The 15,562-nt window shown below is 38.8% G+C and carries 15 protein-coding genes and 1 riboswitch; of the genes, 7 read left to right on the forward strand and 8 right to left on the reverse strand.

Annotated elements, in window-relative coordinates:
- Positions 1 to 379 precede the first annotated feature (379 nt).
- Positions 380 to 514, reverse strand: a riboswitch (cobalamin riboswitch).
- 60 nt (positions 515 to 574) lie between these two features.
- The gene (locus L655_RS0110965) at positions 575 to 1,468 is read right to left on the reverse strand and encodes a porin (protein WP_024605054.1); all 894 of its coding nucleotides are present in this window, start codon (positions 1,466 to 1,468) and stop codon (positions 575 to 577) included.
- A gap of 166 nt (positions 1,469 to 1,634) precedes the next feature.
- Positions 1,635 to 2,507 carry a LysR family transcriptional regulator gene (locus L655_RS0110970; protein WP_024605055.1) on the reverse strand — a complete coding sequence of 291 codons (873 nt, stop codon included), beginning with the start codon at positions 2,505 to 2,507 and terminating at the stop codon, positions 1,635 to 1,637.
- A 91-nt stretch (positions 2,508 to 2,598) separates the two neighbouring features.
- Here L655_RS0110970 and L655_RS0110975 point away from each other — a divergent pair, with 91 nt between their 5' ends.
- The gene (locus L655_RS0110975) at positions 2,599 to 2,973 is read left to right on the forward strand and encodes a DUF413 domain-containing protein (protein WP_024596244.1); all 375 of its coding nucleotides are present in this window, start codon (positions 2,599 to 2,601) and stop codon (positions 2,971 to 2,973) included.
- A gap of 86 nt (positions 2,974 to 3,059) precedes the next feature.
- Entirely contained in the window at positions 3,060 to 4,295 is a 1,236-nt protein-coding gene (locus L655_RS0110980; RefSeq protein ID WP_024605056.1) for a response regulator, read from the forward strand.
- A 16-nt stretch (positions 4,296 to 4,311) separates the two neighbouring features.
- Here L655_RS0110980 and rarD read toward each other — a convergent pair whose 3' ends face one another.
- Together rarD and L655_RS0110990 are read right to left on the reverse strand one after the other, a co-directional pair.
- Positions 4,312 to 5,229: an EamA family transporter RarD gene (gene rarD / locus L655_RS0110985; protein ID WP_024605057.1), complete on the reverse strand. Its 918-nt coding sequence runs from the start codon at positions 5,227 to 5,229 to the stop codon at positions 4,312 to 4,314.
- Between the two features lie 51 nt (positions 5,230 to 5,280).
- Positions 5,281 to 5,736, reverse strand: coding sequence for a thioesterase family protein (locus L655_RS0110990; RefSeq protein WP_024596241.1), 456 nt, complete (start codon positions 5,734 to 5,736; stop codon positions 5,281 to 5,283).
- A gap of 133 nt (positions 5,737 to 5,869) precedes the next feature.
- Here L655_RS0110990 and recQ point away from each other — a divergent pair, with 133 nt between their 5' ends.
- From recQ to L655_RS0111010, 4 genes are all read left to right on the forward strand, one after another.
- Positions 5,870 to 7,693 carry a DNA helicase RecQ gene (recQ, locus tag L655_RS0110995; RefSeq protein ID WP_024605058.1) on the forward strand — a complete coding sequence of 608 codons (1,824 nt, stop codon included), beginning with the start codon at positions 5,870 to 5,872 and terminating at the stop codon, positions 7,691 to 7,693.
- A gap of 7 nt (positions 7,694 to 7,700) precedes the next feature.
- Positions 7,701 to 7,985, forward strand: a complete 285-nt coding sequence (locus L655_RS0111000) for a DUF3630 family protein (protein WP_024605059.1) — start codon at positions 7,701 to 7,703, stop codon at positions 7,983 to 7,985.
- Between the two features lie 160 nt (positions 7,986 to 8,145).
- Positions 8,146 to 9,855 (forward strand): BamA/TamA family outer membrane protein, encoded by a 1,710-nt coding sequence (locus tag L655_RS0111005; protein ID WP_024605060.1) that lies wholly within the window; start codon positions 8,146 to 8,148, stop codon positions 9,853 to 9,855.
- 64 nt (positions 9,856 to 9,919) lie between these two features.
- The gene (locus L655_RS0111010; protein ID WP_024605061.1) at positions 9,920 to 10,492 is read left to right on the forward strand and encodes a mechanosensitive ion channel domain-containing protein; all 573 of its coding nucleotides are present in this window, start codon (positions 9,920 to 9,922) and stop codon (positions 10,490 to 10,492) included.
- Between the two features lie 90 nt (positions 10,493 to 10,582).
- Here L655_RS0111010 and L655_RS0111015 read toward each other — a convergent pair whose 3' ends face one another.
- The 3 genes from L655_RS0111015 to L655_RS0111025 are packed head-to-tail and all read right to left on the reverse strand — an operon-like array spanning position 10,583 to position 12,970.
- The gene (locus L655_RS0111015) at positions 10,583 to 11,641 is read right to left on the reverse strand and encodes a succinylglutamate desuccinylase/aspartoacylase family protein (protein ID WP_002961978.1); all 1,059 of its coding nucleotides are present in this window, start codon (positions 11,639 to 11,641) and stop codon (positions 10,583 to 10,585) included.
- Positions 11,628 to 12,533 (reverse strand): 30S ribosomal protein S6--L-glutamate ligase, encoded by a 906-nt coding sequence (gene rimK / locus L655_RS0111020; protein ID WP_002961977.1) that lies wholly within the window; start codon positions 12,531 to 12,533, stop codon positions 11,628 to 11,630. Before rimK ends, L655_RS0111015 begins: the two co-directional genes overlap by 14 nt.
- Before the next feature lie 2 nt (positions 12,534 to 12,535).
- Positions 12,536 to 12,970: an ATP-dependent zinc protease gene (locus L655_RS0111025; protein ID WP_002961974.1), complete on the reverse strand. Its 435-nt coding sequence runs from the start codon at positions 12,968 to 12,970 to the stop codon at positions 12,536 to 12,538.
- A gap of 287 nt (positions 12,971 to 13,257) precedes the next feature.
- Here L655_RS0111025 and L655_RS0111030 point away from each other — a divergent pair, with 287 nt between their 5' ends.
- Positions 13,258 to 14,229 (forward strand): zinc transporter ZntB, encoded by a 972-nt coding sequence (locus L655_RS0111030; protein WP_024605062.1) that lies wholly within the window; start codon positions 13,258 to 13,260, stop codon positions 14,227 to 14,229.
- A 56-nt stretch (positions 14,230 to 14,285) separates the two neighbouring features.
- Here L655_RS0111030 and L655_RS0111035 read toward each other — a convergent pair whose 3' ends face one another.
- Entirely contained in the window at positions 14,286 to 15,458 is a 1,173-nt protein-coding gene (locus L655_RS0111035) for a polysaccharide lyase family 7 protein (RefSeq protein WP_024605063.1), read from the reverse strand.
- Positions 15,459 to 15,562: the final 104 nt, after the last annotated feature.

Raw genomic sequence — 15,562 nt, forward strand, 5'->3', positions numbered from 1 at the left:
TTGCTCGGTTTTTACTTATTCTTACATGGATGTAAGCCATTAGAATAACGCAGGAGCAGTTATCGAGCCCACTAGGTTACAAACCTCGCGCCGCGATTAAATAGCCCCTAGTTTGAACAAATTTTAATCCGCAAAGTTCAACAGACCCTAGGTTAAACTCACTAAAAATGCGATAAAAATACTAATGCACTACAAGAAAAAATGAGTAAACCCGCTCGTTAAAAGAATTCATACCAATTGTATTAAATTAGTGATTTATTATAGCGACAAATAAATAGCTTAATAACAAGGCGGAAATTATGACATATACTTTTTCTATATAAATAATTTTTAACGAAGTTAGTAAGTTATATAATTCGCTAGAAAGATCATGTTTTTAATAAAATTGGTATTATACCATTTGTATCTGACTTAAAGCTTTGCGCTAATTACAGTTGCGAGAACAGTCGAGGACTCGCACCTCATTCCAAATGAAGCTCTATTATGGGCGGCTAAGTAAATAATTTAAAGCAAAAAAAACAGCACTCAAAAGAGCGCGATTAAAAGGGAGTGTTTTAACTAATTTAGCGAATAGTTAAAACTTGTATTCCATACCTAAGCCTACGTAGTCTTGGTCAACGTTGTTGTCCATGTCGAAGCTTGAGTAAAAGCCAAATACTTTAATGTTTTTATTTAATTTGTGATCAAGACCAACTGATATTGCTGACTTATCGTCGCTGTCGTCAAAGTCCATGTCTTGGTATTGTACTTTAAATGTGTTGTTACCCATGCTGTAAGCTGCATTTAATAGATAACCATCCGCTTCTGCGCTGCCGTCAACTTTTTCTTGTGTTTGGTACATTGCACCTAACTTAAAGTTTTCAACTTTACCTTGGATTGACGCGCGTACTACATCGTAGCCATTTACTTCACTATCGGCTGCGATAGAGGCANCCGCCATTGAGTAACCGTTATCAGCGTCTACATCATCTTCAGCTACAAAAGTAGCAAGTACTTTAAAACCTTCGTATGAGTTTGATGAATAACTAACAGTATTCCCTAAACGGTTTTCACCTTTAAATACATTTTTAATATCGCCTTCAAGGTCGTTAAACAAGTCTAACTTACCTTGAGATTGTTTAAGCGCAGTATCGTTACGACCAATAACCACTTGGCCAAACGCACCTTTTAAACCAACGTATTGGTTACGCGCAGAAATATTGTCGTCGTTATCGCCTTTTGAATCAGCATCAGACACATCAACTTGAAACTCAAACTTATATACCGCTTCTAAACTATCATTTATTTTTTCAGAACCTTTAACACCAAGACGAGATGCATTACTTTTTATCTCAGTAAAAGACCCTTCGCCGTCATCAGATGATTGCACTGTTACATTCGCTTTACCGTAAATGTCTACATCGGCAAGTGCATTAAAAGATAAACCACTTAACAGTGCTAAGCATAAGCTCGATTTTACAAATTTCATGTTATTTCCTTGGATAATCACAAAAGACTAATTTTTAAAACTGCTGCATTTTGTCACCGCTAAATGACAGTAATATTACAATGGAAATATTAATGTCTTTTTTTATTAATAAAAATGCATTAAATTTGAAATCAAAATAACATGAAAGCCTAATAAACGGCCGAACTTACTTACTTTTCTTCAATGACAAGCTTGGGGTCATTTGCGATAGTAAATTAACTAAGGTTTCTATTAACTCTTTTTGCTCGTTGTCTCTGTGATACGCTATAAACACGTCTCGCGAGGTATTTTCTACATCTTTAACATGAAACAGTTCACCTTTTTCTAAATGCCCTTCTACCAATACTTGAGGTATAAATGCACTGCCGCCACATTGCAGTATTAAATCAAGTGCAATACGTCCTGTGCTAGTTCTAAAGTAAGGTGGCGTTTTTCCTGTAAACTGGCGTGCATGCCAAATAGAAAAAGTAGTTCCCCAATCAACATATACATACTGATTATCAAAAAAGTTTTCGTTGGTTGCTGTGTCATATCCGCTTACAGGAATGATTGGCAACTCACAAATTCGCTCTACTACTAACTCGTCTACTTTTGGTGGATCAAACAATATTGCCAAATCAAGCGTGCGCTCTAATAATAGTCGAGTGCTTTCTTGTTGTGCTTTAACTTCTGCAACCAACGACACGCCCGGCATCGCCGATACAATATTTGTTATACCAAACTGTAAAAAAGCATCCCAAATATTAGGCGTTCCTGCTAAGCTAATTTGCTTATGCATATTATCGGCAAGCGCAACATCTACTTTGGCGCGCTGCATACCTGTAATAATCATTTGCGCGTGCGGTAATAAGCGCTCGCCAGGTGCTGTAAGTTGAATGTTATTACGCTGGCGAATAAACAAATTAACACCAAGCCCTTGCTCTAATTGGCGAATTCTAAAGCTCACTGCAGACTGCGTAATATAAAGGTTTTCGGCCGCTTTACCAAAGTGACGCGTACGCACTACCTCAACGAATGTTTTTAATAAATCGATATCCAATTTTTTATCCTCACGATAAAAATAATTTGTTTAATAAATTGCCAAACTTGCATCATACTCCAGCTAATTACTAAGGTATGAGGATAAAGCTATGAGCAATAACATTTCATTACTACGCCAAGCATTTGTTAGCCAACGTCAATTTTATGATGATCAAAACTTTCCACGAGGCTTTAGCCGCAGCGGAAACTTCACCTTATTAGAAGCCAGCATACTTGAACAACACGGAGTTGTTTTAAAAGGCTTATACAGTAAAACAATTGAGCCGCAAAACGAACACCAAGAACAGTTTGTAGCAGTCGTAACTGGCTCACAAGAACCTACCAACCCAATCGAACGAGCTTGGGTAAAATACTTAAAACTAACGACCTGCAAAACTAAGTTTCATACTTTATTTGGCCGTTCAAAAATGTCGAGCCCGGCGCCGATTAGCCAAGAGTATTATTCAGAAGCGGATAATCTGTAAGTATTTAAGTTATTTGCTTTTTTGCGTTTTAACAGTTACAACTTGTATAAGCAAATATTTTTGCAAAATATATATAGGGTTGTTCCGTGACGCGAAAAATACTAATAGTTGAAGATACACCTGCCATGGCGCGAGTGCAAAAGCACATCGCGCTTAAGGCTGGTTATGAAGTTGATATAGCTGAGTCATTAGCGCAAACAAAAGAGCTTATAAGTAAAAATAGCTATTTTTGCGCTGTAGTTGACTTCATATTACCTGATGCCCCATTAGGTGAGGCTATACCTTGTACTATTAATGCAGACATTCCAACTATTGTAATGACGGGCAATATTGATAAAAAAACTCGCGACACTGTAGAAAAATACCCAATCATCGATTACATCATTAAAGAAAATAAACAAGCTTATCAGTACCTCGAAAAACAGTTACAGCGCCTGCCTCGCAACGAAAATGTAAAAGTACTCGTTGTTGACGACTCTAAATCGACCCGACGATACATTTGTAGTTTATTAGTGCGCCATAAGTATCAAATTATTGAAGCACAAGACGGACAAGAAGCGTTAAACCTGCTTGAAGCTTCACCTGATATTTCAGTTATTATTACTGATAATGAAATGCCCAATATGAATGGCGATGAACTATGTAGCGAGATTCGCCGCTTATACAGCAATGATGAAAAAGCTATTATTGGTATTTCGGGTTCTGACTCTGTAGGGCTTTCTAGTTTATTTTTAAAAAATGGCGCAAACGATTATTTGCACAAACCTTTTAATAGCGAAGAGTTTTACTGCAGGCTTAGTCAAAACGTCGATATGTTAGACCTTATAGCCACCATAAGGCGACAAGCCAACACGGATTATTTAACTAATTTACCAAATCGTCGTTACTTTTTTGAAGAAGCTGAAAAATCATTAAAGCAAATAAAACATACTAAAGGTGACGGTGCTTTAGCTATGCTTGATATTGATCACTTTAAATCAATTAACGATACATACGGACACGATGTTGGCGACGAAGTATTAAAAGGGCTCTCTATTTGCTTCAGTAAATACTTTAAAAAGCACTTAGTAGCGCGCTTAGGTGGTGAAGAGTTTGCAGTTTATTTTATAGATGCAGATAAACAAGAAGCCCTTAAACGCCTTGAAGGCTTTAGGTATTTTATAGAAATGAATAGCCAAGAGTTTAGTAAAGCTAAAATAAAATTCACCATTTCTATTGGCTTTGCAAACGGGCCTGTTTATCAAATTGATGAACTTTTAAAACAGGCCGACTTAAAGCTTTACGACGCTAAAGAATCTGGTCGTAATAAAGTAGTTAGTTAACCATTTTATTAGTTAATTATACTTCTGCGGCTGTAATAGCCGCTTTTTTACGTTTGCGTGATTGATGGTAAGAGTCCCAACTAAAAATAGCCAGTGCACTCCAAATACATGCAAATGTTACTACACGCTCTGCATCAAACACTTCACCATAAAACACCACAGCTAGTATAAACATTAAGCTTGGCCCAATGTATTGAAAAAAGCCAAGTGTAGTATATTGCAAACGCTTAGCTGCACCGGTAAAACACAGCAGTGGTAATGTAGTTACAATACCTGCACTAATCAGTAGTACATTAGTATGCCAATCATTAGCTGGCAGGCTTGATGTTGCTGTAGGCACCATTAACCACCAATAAATAAGTGCGACAGGCAGTAATATAAGTGCTTCAAGTAAAATACCAGGCAGAGCTTCAACAGGTAACTTTTTACGTATTAAACCATAAAGCGCAAACGATATAGCCAATGAAAATGCAACTACCGGAAACGAGCCAAAACTAATTAGCTGCAGTACAACACCACTAAAGGCAAGTGCTACTGCTACGCCTTGAAACTTACGCAGGCGTTCACCTAAAAAGAGCATTCCCAGCAATACATTTAAAAGAGGGTTTATGTAATAGCCCAAACTCGCATCAAGCATATGGTTATTATTTATAGCCCATATAAATAAACCCCAGTTAAACCCAAGCAGTGCAGAGGTAATGACAAGCATAAGCAAAAGCTTAGGCTGAACAATGATGCGTTTTACTTTGTCCCAATACTTTAAAATACTTACTACCAGTACTAAAAATACAACCGACCAAACAACCCGATGCATTAAAATTTCAAAGGCAGTAACATGCTGAATTAACTTAAAGTATATTGGCGCAAGACCCCACATAAAAAAAGCAAGACAAGCAAAAATAGCACCTTTACGCTGCTCGGTATCAATCGACATAATAAACACTTAGTGATTTAAAAGGCCGCTAGTTTACTTGCCACGCGCGTTTTATCCAACTAAATACGTACCGGTTCCAAAAGCAATTTGAACAGACTGTTCGTTATGTAATTCCATTCTGCATACACATACTTTATTACCTGAACGAATAAGTGTTGCGCTGGCAGTAAAGCTCTCTCCTTTACCAGGGCGCAAATAATCAGTACGTAAGTCGATAGTCCCAAGCGTGGCTAATTTTGTTTGCACACTTGTGATATCTAAATCGGTGAGTTTATCAATTACACTTGCTGCAGCGAGCATACCGCCTACATTATCAAGTACGGCTGAAATAACACCACCATGGAGTATTTTTTGCGCAGGATTACCAATTAGTACATCCTGCCACGGGAACGTAATTTTGGCCTGTTCAGGGCTTAACGACTCAACCGATATTTGTAAAAACTGGTTAAACGGCATGCCATTTACAAATAACGCGCCTACTTGTTCAATTAACATTTCTTTATTCATTATTATTCTCTATGTCAAAACAGGTAAGATGAGTAAAACATACATAGTGTAAAACTACGAGACTCCACTTAAATAATTTATCAAGTAACTCAGCTAAAGACATCTCACTAAAAAACCACTAAAATACCCGCCAATGAATACATCAACTCCACCTTCTAGCACCCTTGTGCGTAAACCCGAAACTGTCCTCAAACAAGTGTTTGGCTACAGTGAATTTCGCGACGGTCAAAAAGCAGTTATTGATGCCGCTATTAACGGTCAAGACTCGCTTGTACTGCTTCCTACTGGCGGCGGAAAATCGGTGTGCTACCAAATCCCTGCTTTAGTACTCGAAGGCGTAACCATTGTTATATCTCCGCTTATATCGCTAATGCAAGATCAGGTAACGCAACTGCAAGCTCTTGGGGTAAAAGCCGCTTACGTTAATAACAGCTTAGCACGAGAAGAACAGCAATTGGTGTATCAACAGCTTCATCAGGGGCAAATTAAGCTCTTATATGTGGCGCCTGAAAAAGTATTACAACACGAATTTTTAGAGCGTTTATCGCATTTAAATGTGAGTTTATTTGCTATTGACGAAGCGCACTGTGTGTCGCATTGGGGTCATGACTTTAGACCTCATTACTTTCGCTTAAACGAATTAAAGCAACGTTTTGCACATGTCCCAATGATGGCATTAACCGCCACCGCCGATAAAGCCACACGGTTTGATATAGTTGAGCAATTAAAACTACAACAGCCTTATATTCATACTGGCAGCTTTGATCGCCCCAATATTCGTTACACCATAGAAGAAAAATTTAAACCTATGGTGCAATTGCTTCGCTACCTAAAGGAGCAAAAAAGCCAAAGCGGTATCATTTATTGCACCAGCCGTAAACGCGTAGACGACATTGCCGAAAAATTGGCTGATGCAGGGTTAAACGCTGCCGCTTACCATGCTGGTATGAGTAATGAGCAACGACAGTTTGTTCAAACTGGTTTTGCCCGTGACGATATTCAAATAGTGGTCGCAACCGTTGCCTTTGGTATGGGTATAAATAAGCCTAACGTGCGTTTTGTACTGCATTACGATATTCCAAAAAGTATAGAGTCTTACTATCAAGAAACAGGTCGAGCTGGGCGAGATGGACTTGCCGCAGAAGCTATAATGTATTTTGACCCAGCTGATATAGGTCGCGTAAGGCGCTTTTTTGAAGACATAGACGACGAGCAACGCCGCCGCGTAGAAGAACAACGCTTTAACGCAATGGCAAGCTTTGCCGAAGCGCAAACATGTCGTCGTCAAATATTACTTAACTACTTTAGTGAATATCAACGCGAACCTTGTGGCAACTGCGATATTTGCTTAAATCCGCCAAAAAGCTTTGATGGTACGTTAGTCGCCCAGCAAGCACTTTCGTGTGTGTACAGAGCGGGACAACGTTTTGGACTTGGTTATATTGTTGAATTACTTCGCGGTGCAAATACTAGCCGCATACGCGATAATAATCATCATGAGTTAAGTACCTACGGCATAGGTAAAGATAAAAGCAGTGAGTTTTGGCTCAGTATTTTACGCCAGCTTATTCATCAAGGCTTACTTAGCCAAGATATAACACAAGGTGCGTCACTTAGATTAACAGAAGCCGCGCGTGTAATTTTAAAAGGTGAATACGCACTGCAATTAGCCGAGCCACGCCTGCAAGCCAAACACGTTTATCAAGATAAGTTAGCGCAATTTAATTACGACAAAAAACTGTTTGCTCGCCTGCGCGCACTTCGTAAAGAACTTGCTGATGCCGACGATGTGCCACCTTATGTAGTATTTAATGATAAAACGTTAGCCGAAATGGCGCAGCTTATGCCAACAAACGACAGTGAATTTTTAAAGGTCTCAGGTGTTGGTTTTACTAAGTTAAATAAGTACGGCGGCGAATTTTTAACGGCAATTCGACATTACCTAGCTACTAATTAAGAGCATTATGACCCAAATAGAATATGACCACGCTCACAAATTCATTTTAATTACACCAGTCGAGCCTCCACACGATGAAGACTTTGAACTGTGGAGTACACTCTTTTTACACTCAAATGACATAACCATCAACGAATACTCTGCAGGCGCCGATCGTCATCAAGTTCGTTTTACTTATAATCACCATACCTTTAACTTAAACTACGAACATTACAGTCAAAGTGTCTGGATTAATGGCGAAGGTGCTGAAGCAGAACACTTATTAGCTGCACTTGCCTTTTATTTAGGCTAATTTTAAACGTCAAATTTACCTAAGCAGTCTTCATTAACAAAAGTGAAAACGGGTAACAATTAATTAGTTTCAAAATCCATACCTTTTACTTACATTATAATAACAATGATGTAAGCTGATATTACGATAGTCATTTGCTACGTTGCAGTAAAGAGGTTTAATGGTGAACAAGAAATGGATAGCACAATGTTGTATTAGCTTAACGGTTTTAAGCTTTTATGTGCCAAATACATTCGCACAACAATCTTCAACGAAAACTGATAACTGCCTTGTAGAACAGACAGATTTAAGCACAAATAAAAACTTACGCCGAGAAGTTCAAGACAAAACAACCCTCACACACAGTAATAGTAACGCTAAAATAGCCTCAATAAAGCTCAAGCAACTTAATGTATTTAATACTGAGCTTGAAGAGGAAAATAATGCCTTATTCCGATTTGCTAATCGCGCTCATATTCAAACAGAGCCCGATGTTATTAATAACCTTTTATTATTCTCCCCTGGTGACAAGTACGACGCTAAAAAGCTTGCAGAGTCTGAGCGCCTACTTCGTAAAGAAAGCTACTTATATGATGCACAAATTAGTGCAATCGAAAACTGCGACGGTGACGTTAATGTAGAAGTGGTTACCCGTGATTTATGGACACTTTTACCTGAAGTAAACTTTAGCCGTAGCGGCGGAGAAAATAAATCAAGTATAGGTTTTAGAGAATCAAACCTGCTTGGTTGGGGGAAGCGCCTTTCTTTGTCACGCACGACTGACAGCGATCGTAGCGGTTATTTATTTGTTTACGACGATCCTAATATTTTATCTACTCGCTACCGCGGCCGTTTAGAGTACGCTGATAACAGCGATGGCAAGCGCCATTTACTTGAGCTAACCTATCCATTTTACGCGATAGACACCCCTTTTAGTTACGGTATTTTAAGCTATTCTGAGCAGCGCGAAGAGTCACTATATAAACGCGGCGAAGAGTTTAGCGAATTTGATCAAACTACCGATTTAAACCGTGTATTTATAGGACACTCTAAAGCGCTTAATAATAATTGGACCCAACGCTTAACCTTAGGTTATACCGACGAGCAGCATACCTTTGAAGCTATAGACACTACATTTGCACCACTTGCCGATGACAGAAGTTTAAGTTATCCCTTTATAAGCGGCCATTGGTTTGAAGATAACTACATAAAAGTACGCAATTTTGACAGTATATCTCGCACTGAGGATTTAAACTTAGGCTGGAATATTAAAAGCTTAATTGGCTATTCAGACGAATCATTAAGTAATGACGACAGCCGCGCGGTGTATTCTTTTAACTTTAAAAAAGCCCACTTTACTAACGATAATACCTTATGGCGTTTTAGTGCTGATATTGATGGCTATTGGAATAAAGAACAGAAAAAACTCGAAAACTTTATGGCCACCAGCCAAGTACAATATTATTTAAATACCAGTGAAGACCAATCTTGGTATGTTAAAGCCCGCGTGCAATACGCAAAAAACCTGACTGCTGATCAACAACTTACTTTAGGCGGCGAAACAGGCCTGCGTGGTTACCCTATGGATTATCAACATGGCGACCGTAGCTTTTTAGTTAATCTAGAAAAACGCTATTACTGGGAGTACGACTTACTACAATTATTTAAAGTGGGTGGCGCAGCTTTTGTAGATGTAGGCAGAGCATGGTTTAACGATAAAGATAATGGCGAAAACGCACATGTATTAAAAAATATAGGCGTGGGTCTTCGTTTAGCACCAAGTCGTGCAAATTCAGGAACCATGATCCACATTGATATTGCAGCCCCAGTCGATAGCTACGACGATGTAGACTCAGTCCAGTGGCTAGTAAGCGTTAAAAACACTTTTTAAATAATACAAACACGTTAAACTAATACCAATTGCATTAAATTGTTATGAAAGTTCAGGACCTAATGTGGAAATAATAGAAGTTTTAGAATTGTTTGCATCACAATATAAGTTAGTTGTAACTATAATCGCTATTTTGGTTTTCCCTCTTCTATTAAAAATAACCAAAAAACTACTCGAAAAAGCGATTAAAGGCAAAGTAGATTTACACCGAAAATACCGTGCAGAGCTTTTACTAAAAATTATACTCGCCTTTGTAGTACTGTGTTTGGTTTTAGTATTTTGGGGTATAGAGCTGCGTGGTTTATTGGTTTTAGGCTCTTCTTTATTTGCCATGTTAGGGGTAGCGCTTTTTGCCGCTTGGTCATTATTGAGTAACCTCACCGCATTTTTACTGATGTTTATTCAAAACGATTGCCGCGTTGGTTATTGGGTACGAATTATTGATGGTGCGAATCATGTTGAAGGGCGCATTGTTGAAATGGGCTTAATGAATGTAGTACTTGAACATATTGATGGGCACCGTGTAATTTACCCTAACAATTTATTTGTGACCCGTCCTGTCATGGTTTTAAATAAAGAACCAAAGCCAACTAAACCCCCTGTTATAAAGCGTATTATTGGTCCTAAAAAAACATAGTTTAAAAAATCATATTCACAAAAAAGCCGCAGTAAGTAATTACCTACTGCGGCTTTTTAATGCTTAGCTAAACAGAATTTAGTTTAGCTATTAGTTATTTAGTTCAGCTGTTTTAAGCTCGTCATCTAAATCATTTATCTCATCAATAAAGTTCTCTAGTTGCTGCTCTACTAAACTATTGTCGTTTGCAAAGTAAGCAAGGTGGAATACCGCATCACCTTCATTTACCAATGGCATCGTTTGCTGACCAATAACAATACCGCCTTTAGGCGCTAAAAGCTCAAGCTCAGAATCCCCTAGAGGGCTACTTATATATGCAAGCACTTGCCCTTTAGTTACATGCTCCCCTAGTGATACTTGTGCACGCACAATGCCATCAACCTCTGCACGTATCCAACTAGTAGAACCTGCAATAATAGGATCTGGTAACTTTTTAGGGCGCTTGCCACGGATCATTTTTAAATGACGCATAACATAATCAACGCCCTGCACACCTGCCGCAATAGCGATAGGGTCAAAGCGTAGCGCTTCGCCTGCTTCATAAGTAATAACAGGTATACCTAAGTTTGCGGCTTCACTGCGTAATGAACCATTACGAAGGGATGCATTTATAACCGCCGGCGTACCAAATGCTTTAGCCATTTCAGCGGTTGCTTCATCTTCTAAATTAGCGCGAATTTGCGGTAAATTAGTACGATGAATAGCGCCAGTATGCAAATCAATAATGTGAGTACAATGTACTGCCACTTGATTAAAAAACATATAAGCCATACGCCCAGCTAATGAACCACGTTCAGAACCTGGGAAACTGCGATTCATATCGCGTCTATCTGGTAAATAACGCGATTTGTGAATAAAGCCAAACACATTCACAATAGGCACAGCGATTATTGTTCCGCGCAGTTGGCTTGGATCTATTTTAGCAAGTAACTGACGCACAACTTCTACACCATTTAGCTCATCACCATGAATAGCCGCACACACCATAAGCACAGGGCCTTCCATTACACCATTAACCACTTCAATAGGAATATTAAGTGGTGAATGGGTGTAAAGCTTAGCTGCTTCTAAGGCAAGCGTTTTACGCTCGCCTACGCCTACATTTTCTCCTAATAAGGAAAAAGGACGGTTAATTTTAACCTTTGCCACGTGTTGCTGTTCCTTTACTTGAGGCATTTTTTTCGATGAAATCAATCACCATACCTGCAATATCTTTACCTGTTGCTATTTCAATGCCCTCTAAACCCGGTGATGAGTTAACTTCCATCACAAGTGGCCCACGAGATGAGCGAAGTAAATCAACTCCCGCTACATTTAAGCCCATTGATTTAGCCGCTGCTACTGCCGTTTTACGTTCCTCTGGAGTAATGCGAACTAACGTAGCGCTACCACCACGGTGAAGGTTAGAGCGGAACTCACCTTCTTGTGCTTGGCGCTTCATTGCTGCGATTACTTTGTCGCCTAGTACAAAACAACGTATGTCTGCACCACCCGCTTCTTTAATATATTCTTGAACCATAATATTGGCTTTTAAGCCCATAAACGCTTCAATAACACTTTCAGCTGCTTTGCGTGTTTCAGCAAGTACAACACCAATGCCTTGTGTGCCTTCAAGTAATTTAATTACAACAGGTGCACCGCCTACCATTTCTAGTAAGTCTTTTACGTCATCGGGTTTGCTGGCAAAACCTGTTACTGGCATACCAACGCCTTTGCGCGAAAGTAACTGAAGTGAACGTAATTTATCGCGCGAACGAGAAATAGCGACTGATTCGTTTACAGGATAAACACCCATCATTTCAAACTGACGAAGTACCGAACAGCCATAAAATGTAACCGATGCACCAATACGCGGGACAATTGCGTCAAATTCTTTTAAGTTTTCACCGCGATAGTGAATTTCTGGTTGCTCAGAGTTGATATTCATATAACAACGCAATGCATCAATCACTTTAACTTCGTGGCCGCGTGCTTCTGCTGCCTCAATTAAGCGACGTGTTGAATATAGCTTTCTGTTACGAGATAAAATACCGATTTTCATAGTTAAACCTTACGACCTAATAGTTGAGATAAAGCCGGGTCAACGACTATACGATTTTCCATGGCTGTACGCCCTAATAACATTCTAAACTTCATTGTTGCACGGCTTGTTAAAGTAAGCTCGATAGGCCAGCTATGCTCGCCTGCATGTAATGTAGTTTCTATAAAGTAGCGTAGCTCTTTTTGCCCACTTGAGCTGGTTACGTACTTCATTTTTTTAACTTTTGCATTGCAAGTGACTTGTGTTTGTTCATCATCTTGCAGTGGTTGGGCCGTAAATTTAACCCATTTTTCTGAGTCAACTTCGTATTCTTCAATGTTAATTGCATGAATACATGAAGTGCGAGCGCCAGTATCAATTTTTGCTTTTATCTCGTTAATACCAAGCTCAGGTAAACTTAACCACTCACGCCAACCAACTGTGATCTTTGCTGTCATAAATGTGCCCTTAATAAAAAAGTGACTTATACTCTACAGGTCAAAAAACACCAATGAAATAAATTTATCTAGTCGATTAGTAAATTAAATTGATCTTTTTAAGCAACTGGTCACACAATGCACGCCTTGCTAAGCCGTACTTTAATGCCACTTTGCTCAACATAGAGGCTCTGCATATATTTTGCTATTTAAGCTTAACTTATTAAAAGTAAAGGTAAGCCTGTAAGCAACTAAGTAGATACACTATAGTTAACAGTATTAAAAATACACTATTATGAGAACTAATTATGATTAATGGTTTACTACATGCACTTGTACTTGATGGACAAGGCGGCGCTCGTCCTATTGGAAGCACTAATGAGCTAAATAGCTGGCAACCAAGCCAAGGTAAACTTTGGGTGCACATGGATTATAGCCAAAGTGAGGCAGTTGAATGGCTCAAGGCACAGCCTCATTTAAACGATTACGAACTAGAGTCTTTAATTGCTGATGAAACACGCCCACGTATTACGGCTACAACTAACGGGCACATGTTATTTTTACGTGGTGTAAATTTAAATCCAGCACAAAGCCCTGAAGACATGGTTTCAATTCGTTTATTTATTAGCGAAGACATTCTTATTACTACCCGTAAGCGCCGTTTATTATCGGTGCAAGATACGCTCGCCTGTTTAAATGAAAATAAAGGCCCATGCAACATTTCTGAATTAGTGTGCTCTATTACACAAAAATTAACCTCACGTATGCAAAGCGTTATTGACTCACTAGATGAAACACTCGACGAGTTTGAAGAAGAAATAGATGAACCAAGTAAAAAGTTTGACAACCAAGGCTTATCACAATTGCGACGCCAAACTATTGCCTTAAAACGTTATTTAAAACCGCAAAAAGAAGCCCTTAGCTCAATGGTAAATAACCACTACCTATGGTTATTAGATGACGATAAAGCAAAACTTAATGAAACCACTAACTTATTAATTCGTTATCTTGAAGAGCTAGATAGTTCGATTGAGCGTGCGCAAATTATTCAGCAAACAATCACTAACCAAGTTTCTGAGCAGTTAAACCAGCGAATGTATGTTATGTCTGTAGTGGCAGCACTTTTTTTACCACTGGGCTTTTTAACGGGGCTTTTAGGTGTAAACGTAGGAGGTATTCCTGGTACAGAGAGCCCTTATGCGTTTAGTGCTTTTGTCATATTTTTAATTGTACTCACTGGCGGTATTGGTGTGTATTTTAAAAATAAAAAATGGCTGTAAATTAAAACGCATATTTAATATGGCCACTCAATTGAGTGGCCATATTAAGTGGCTACTTAGTTTGTTTGACGGGTATAAGTAACATTAGTCATTGTTACTTTTGATTGGGTAATGCCTAAATCTTCAAAGCAATTTTTGAATGAATTAGAGTTACCTGCTTCACCGCATTTATCTAGAGTATTTGGATCTTGAGACTGTAAGTAGTTACCAAACTTAAAGTAAGATTCAGAATCATCTTCTACAGGAATACCAAACGAATTACCTAGTGCACTTACATCTACATCGCCGTAATTATTTACCACTCGCAAGTTAAATGACTCACCGCTTGTAATAGTACCTAGCGCAAATTTTTCTTCATTGCCACTGGTATTACGCAAACGAACATAGACATCAAAAATGCCATTACCCGCTACGCTGTCGTTAAAACCTGATTCATCAGTATCTGAAACATACACTTTAGAAATAGTCCCAGTATCGCTGGCGTGGTGCTGTGAAATAATTGTTTTACCGCCATCAGACATTTCAACTTTTACAGTTGCTTCAAATACTTCGTAAGACTGTGTCATGGCAACACGCAAGCTTTCTTTTACCTTGTACTCATGACGCCAGCCATTCCCGTTAGGCGTAATATGCTGTGCCTCCAAAGGTACAAACACTAACGTACTATCGTTAACTAACGGGTTAGGGCTATCCCCTTCTAAATCAAAAACACTACCACTTGTAATGCTGCTTGGAATCGTTGTACCGTCTCCAGATCCTGCACCATCATCAGTGCCACCGCCATTATTACTGCCCTCAACTAATGTAAAATTATCAAAGCGTACATCACTTGAGCTATTGTAATGCTTAGCAAATACTTGCAGTGAATTGGTATTCGCTGAAGTAAACGTTTTAGTTACCTTAGTCCAAGACGATACATCAAAGGTTTTGTTTTTAAATAAACCGTTTAAGTCGTTAACCCCAATCTGCCCTTTACCAAGTACATAAGCACTTAACGTATATTCAGTGTTTGGCTGAATATTTACTAATTGATAAACACGTGCAGGACTACCCTGAATTTTTAACGATTTAGATCCGCTATATGCATCAGATGAAATAGCCGCTGGCTCAGTTTCGTTCCAACTACTAAAACCGCTTTCAAAGCCAGGGTTATTAATAGTTGCAGCGTGAGATAACGCTGAGGTTGCAGTAATTGCAGTGCAAATAAACAATTTCTTGTGGTTAATCATTATCTTTATTCCTTTAAACCTGAACATAAAAACAACCTAACTACTTAGGTTAGTGAAATTCACTAACACTTAGATCTTACCGCTATACAGGTTTTTAATTGTGT

The organism is Pseudoalteromonas sp. TAE79 (genome assembly GCF_000498015.1).
Classification (GTDB): domain Bacteria; phylum Pseudomonadota; class Gammaproteobacteria; order Enterobacterales; family Alteromonadaceae; genus Pseudoalteromonas.

What these genes read in the sequence shown, in the direction of transcription:
- L655_RS0110975 (WP_024596244.1), top strand. Translation starts at nt 2,599, where the DNA reads ATGAGCAATAACATTTCATTACTACGCCAAGCATTTGTTAGCCAACGT.
- L655_RS0111025 (WP_002961974.1), bottom strand. Translation starts at nt 12,970, where the DNA reads ATGACAGCAAAGATCACAGTTGGTTGGCGTGAGTGGTTAAGTTTACCT.
- L655_RS0110990 (WP_024596241.1), bottom strand. Translation starts at nt 5,736, where the DNA reads ATGAATAAAGAAATGTTAATTGAACAAGTAGGCGCGTTATTTGTAAAT.
- L655_RS0111030 (WP_024605062.1), top strand. Translation starts at nt 13,258, where the DNA reads ATGATTAATGGTTTACTACATGCACTTGTACTTGATGGACAAGGCGGC.
- L655_RS0111000 (WP_024605059.1), top strand. Translation starts at nt 7,701, where the DNA reads ATGACCCAAATAGAATATGACCACGCTCACAAATTCATTTTAATTACA.
- recQ (WP_024605058.1), top strand. Translation starts at nt 5,870, where the DNA reads ATGAATACATCAACTCCACCTTCTAGCACCCTTGTGCGTAAACCCGAA.
- L655_RS0111035 (WP_024605063.1), bottom strand. Translation starts at nt 15,458, where the DNA reads ATGATTAACCACAAGAAATTGTTTATTTGCACTGCAATTACTGCAACC.
- rarD (WP_024605057.1), bottom strand. Translation starts at nt 5,229, where the DNA reads ATGTCGATTGATACCGAGCAGCGTAAAGGTGCTATTTTTGCTTGTCTT.
- L655_RS0111005 (WP_024605060.1), top strand. Translation starts at nt 8,146, where the DNA reads ATGGTGAACAAGAAATGGATAGCACAATGTTGTATTAGCTTAACGGTT.
- rimK (WP_002961977.1), bottom strand. Translation starts at nt 12,533, where the DNA reads ATGAAAATCGGTATTTTATCTCGTAACAGAAAGCTATATTCAACACGT.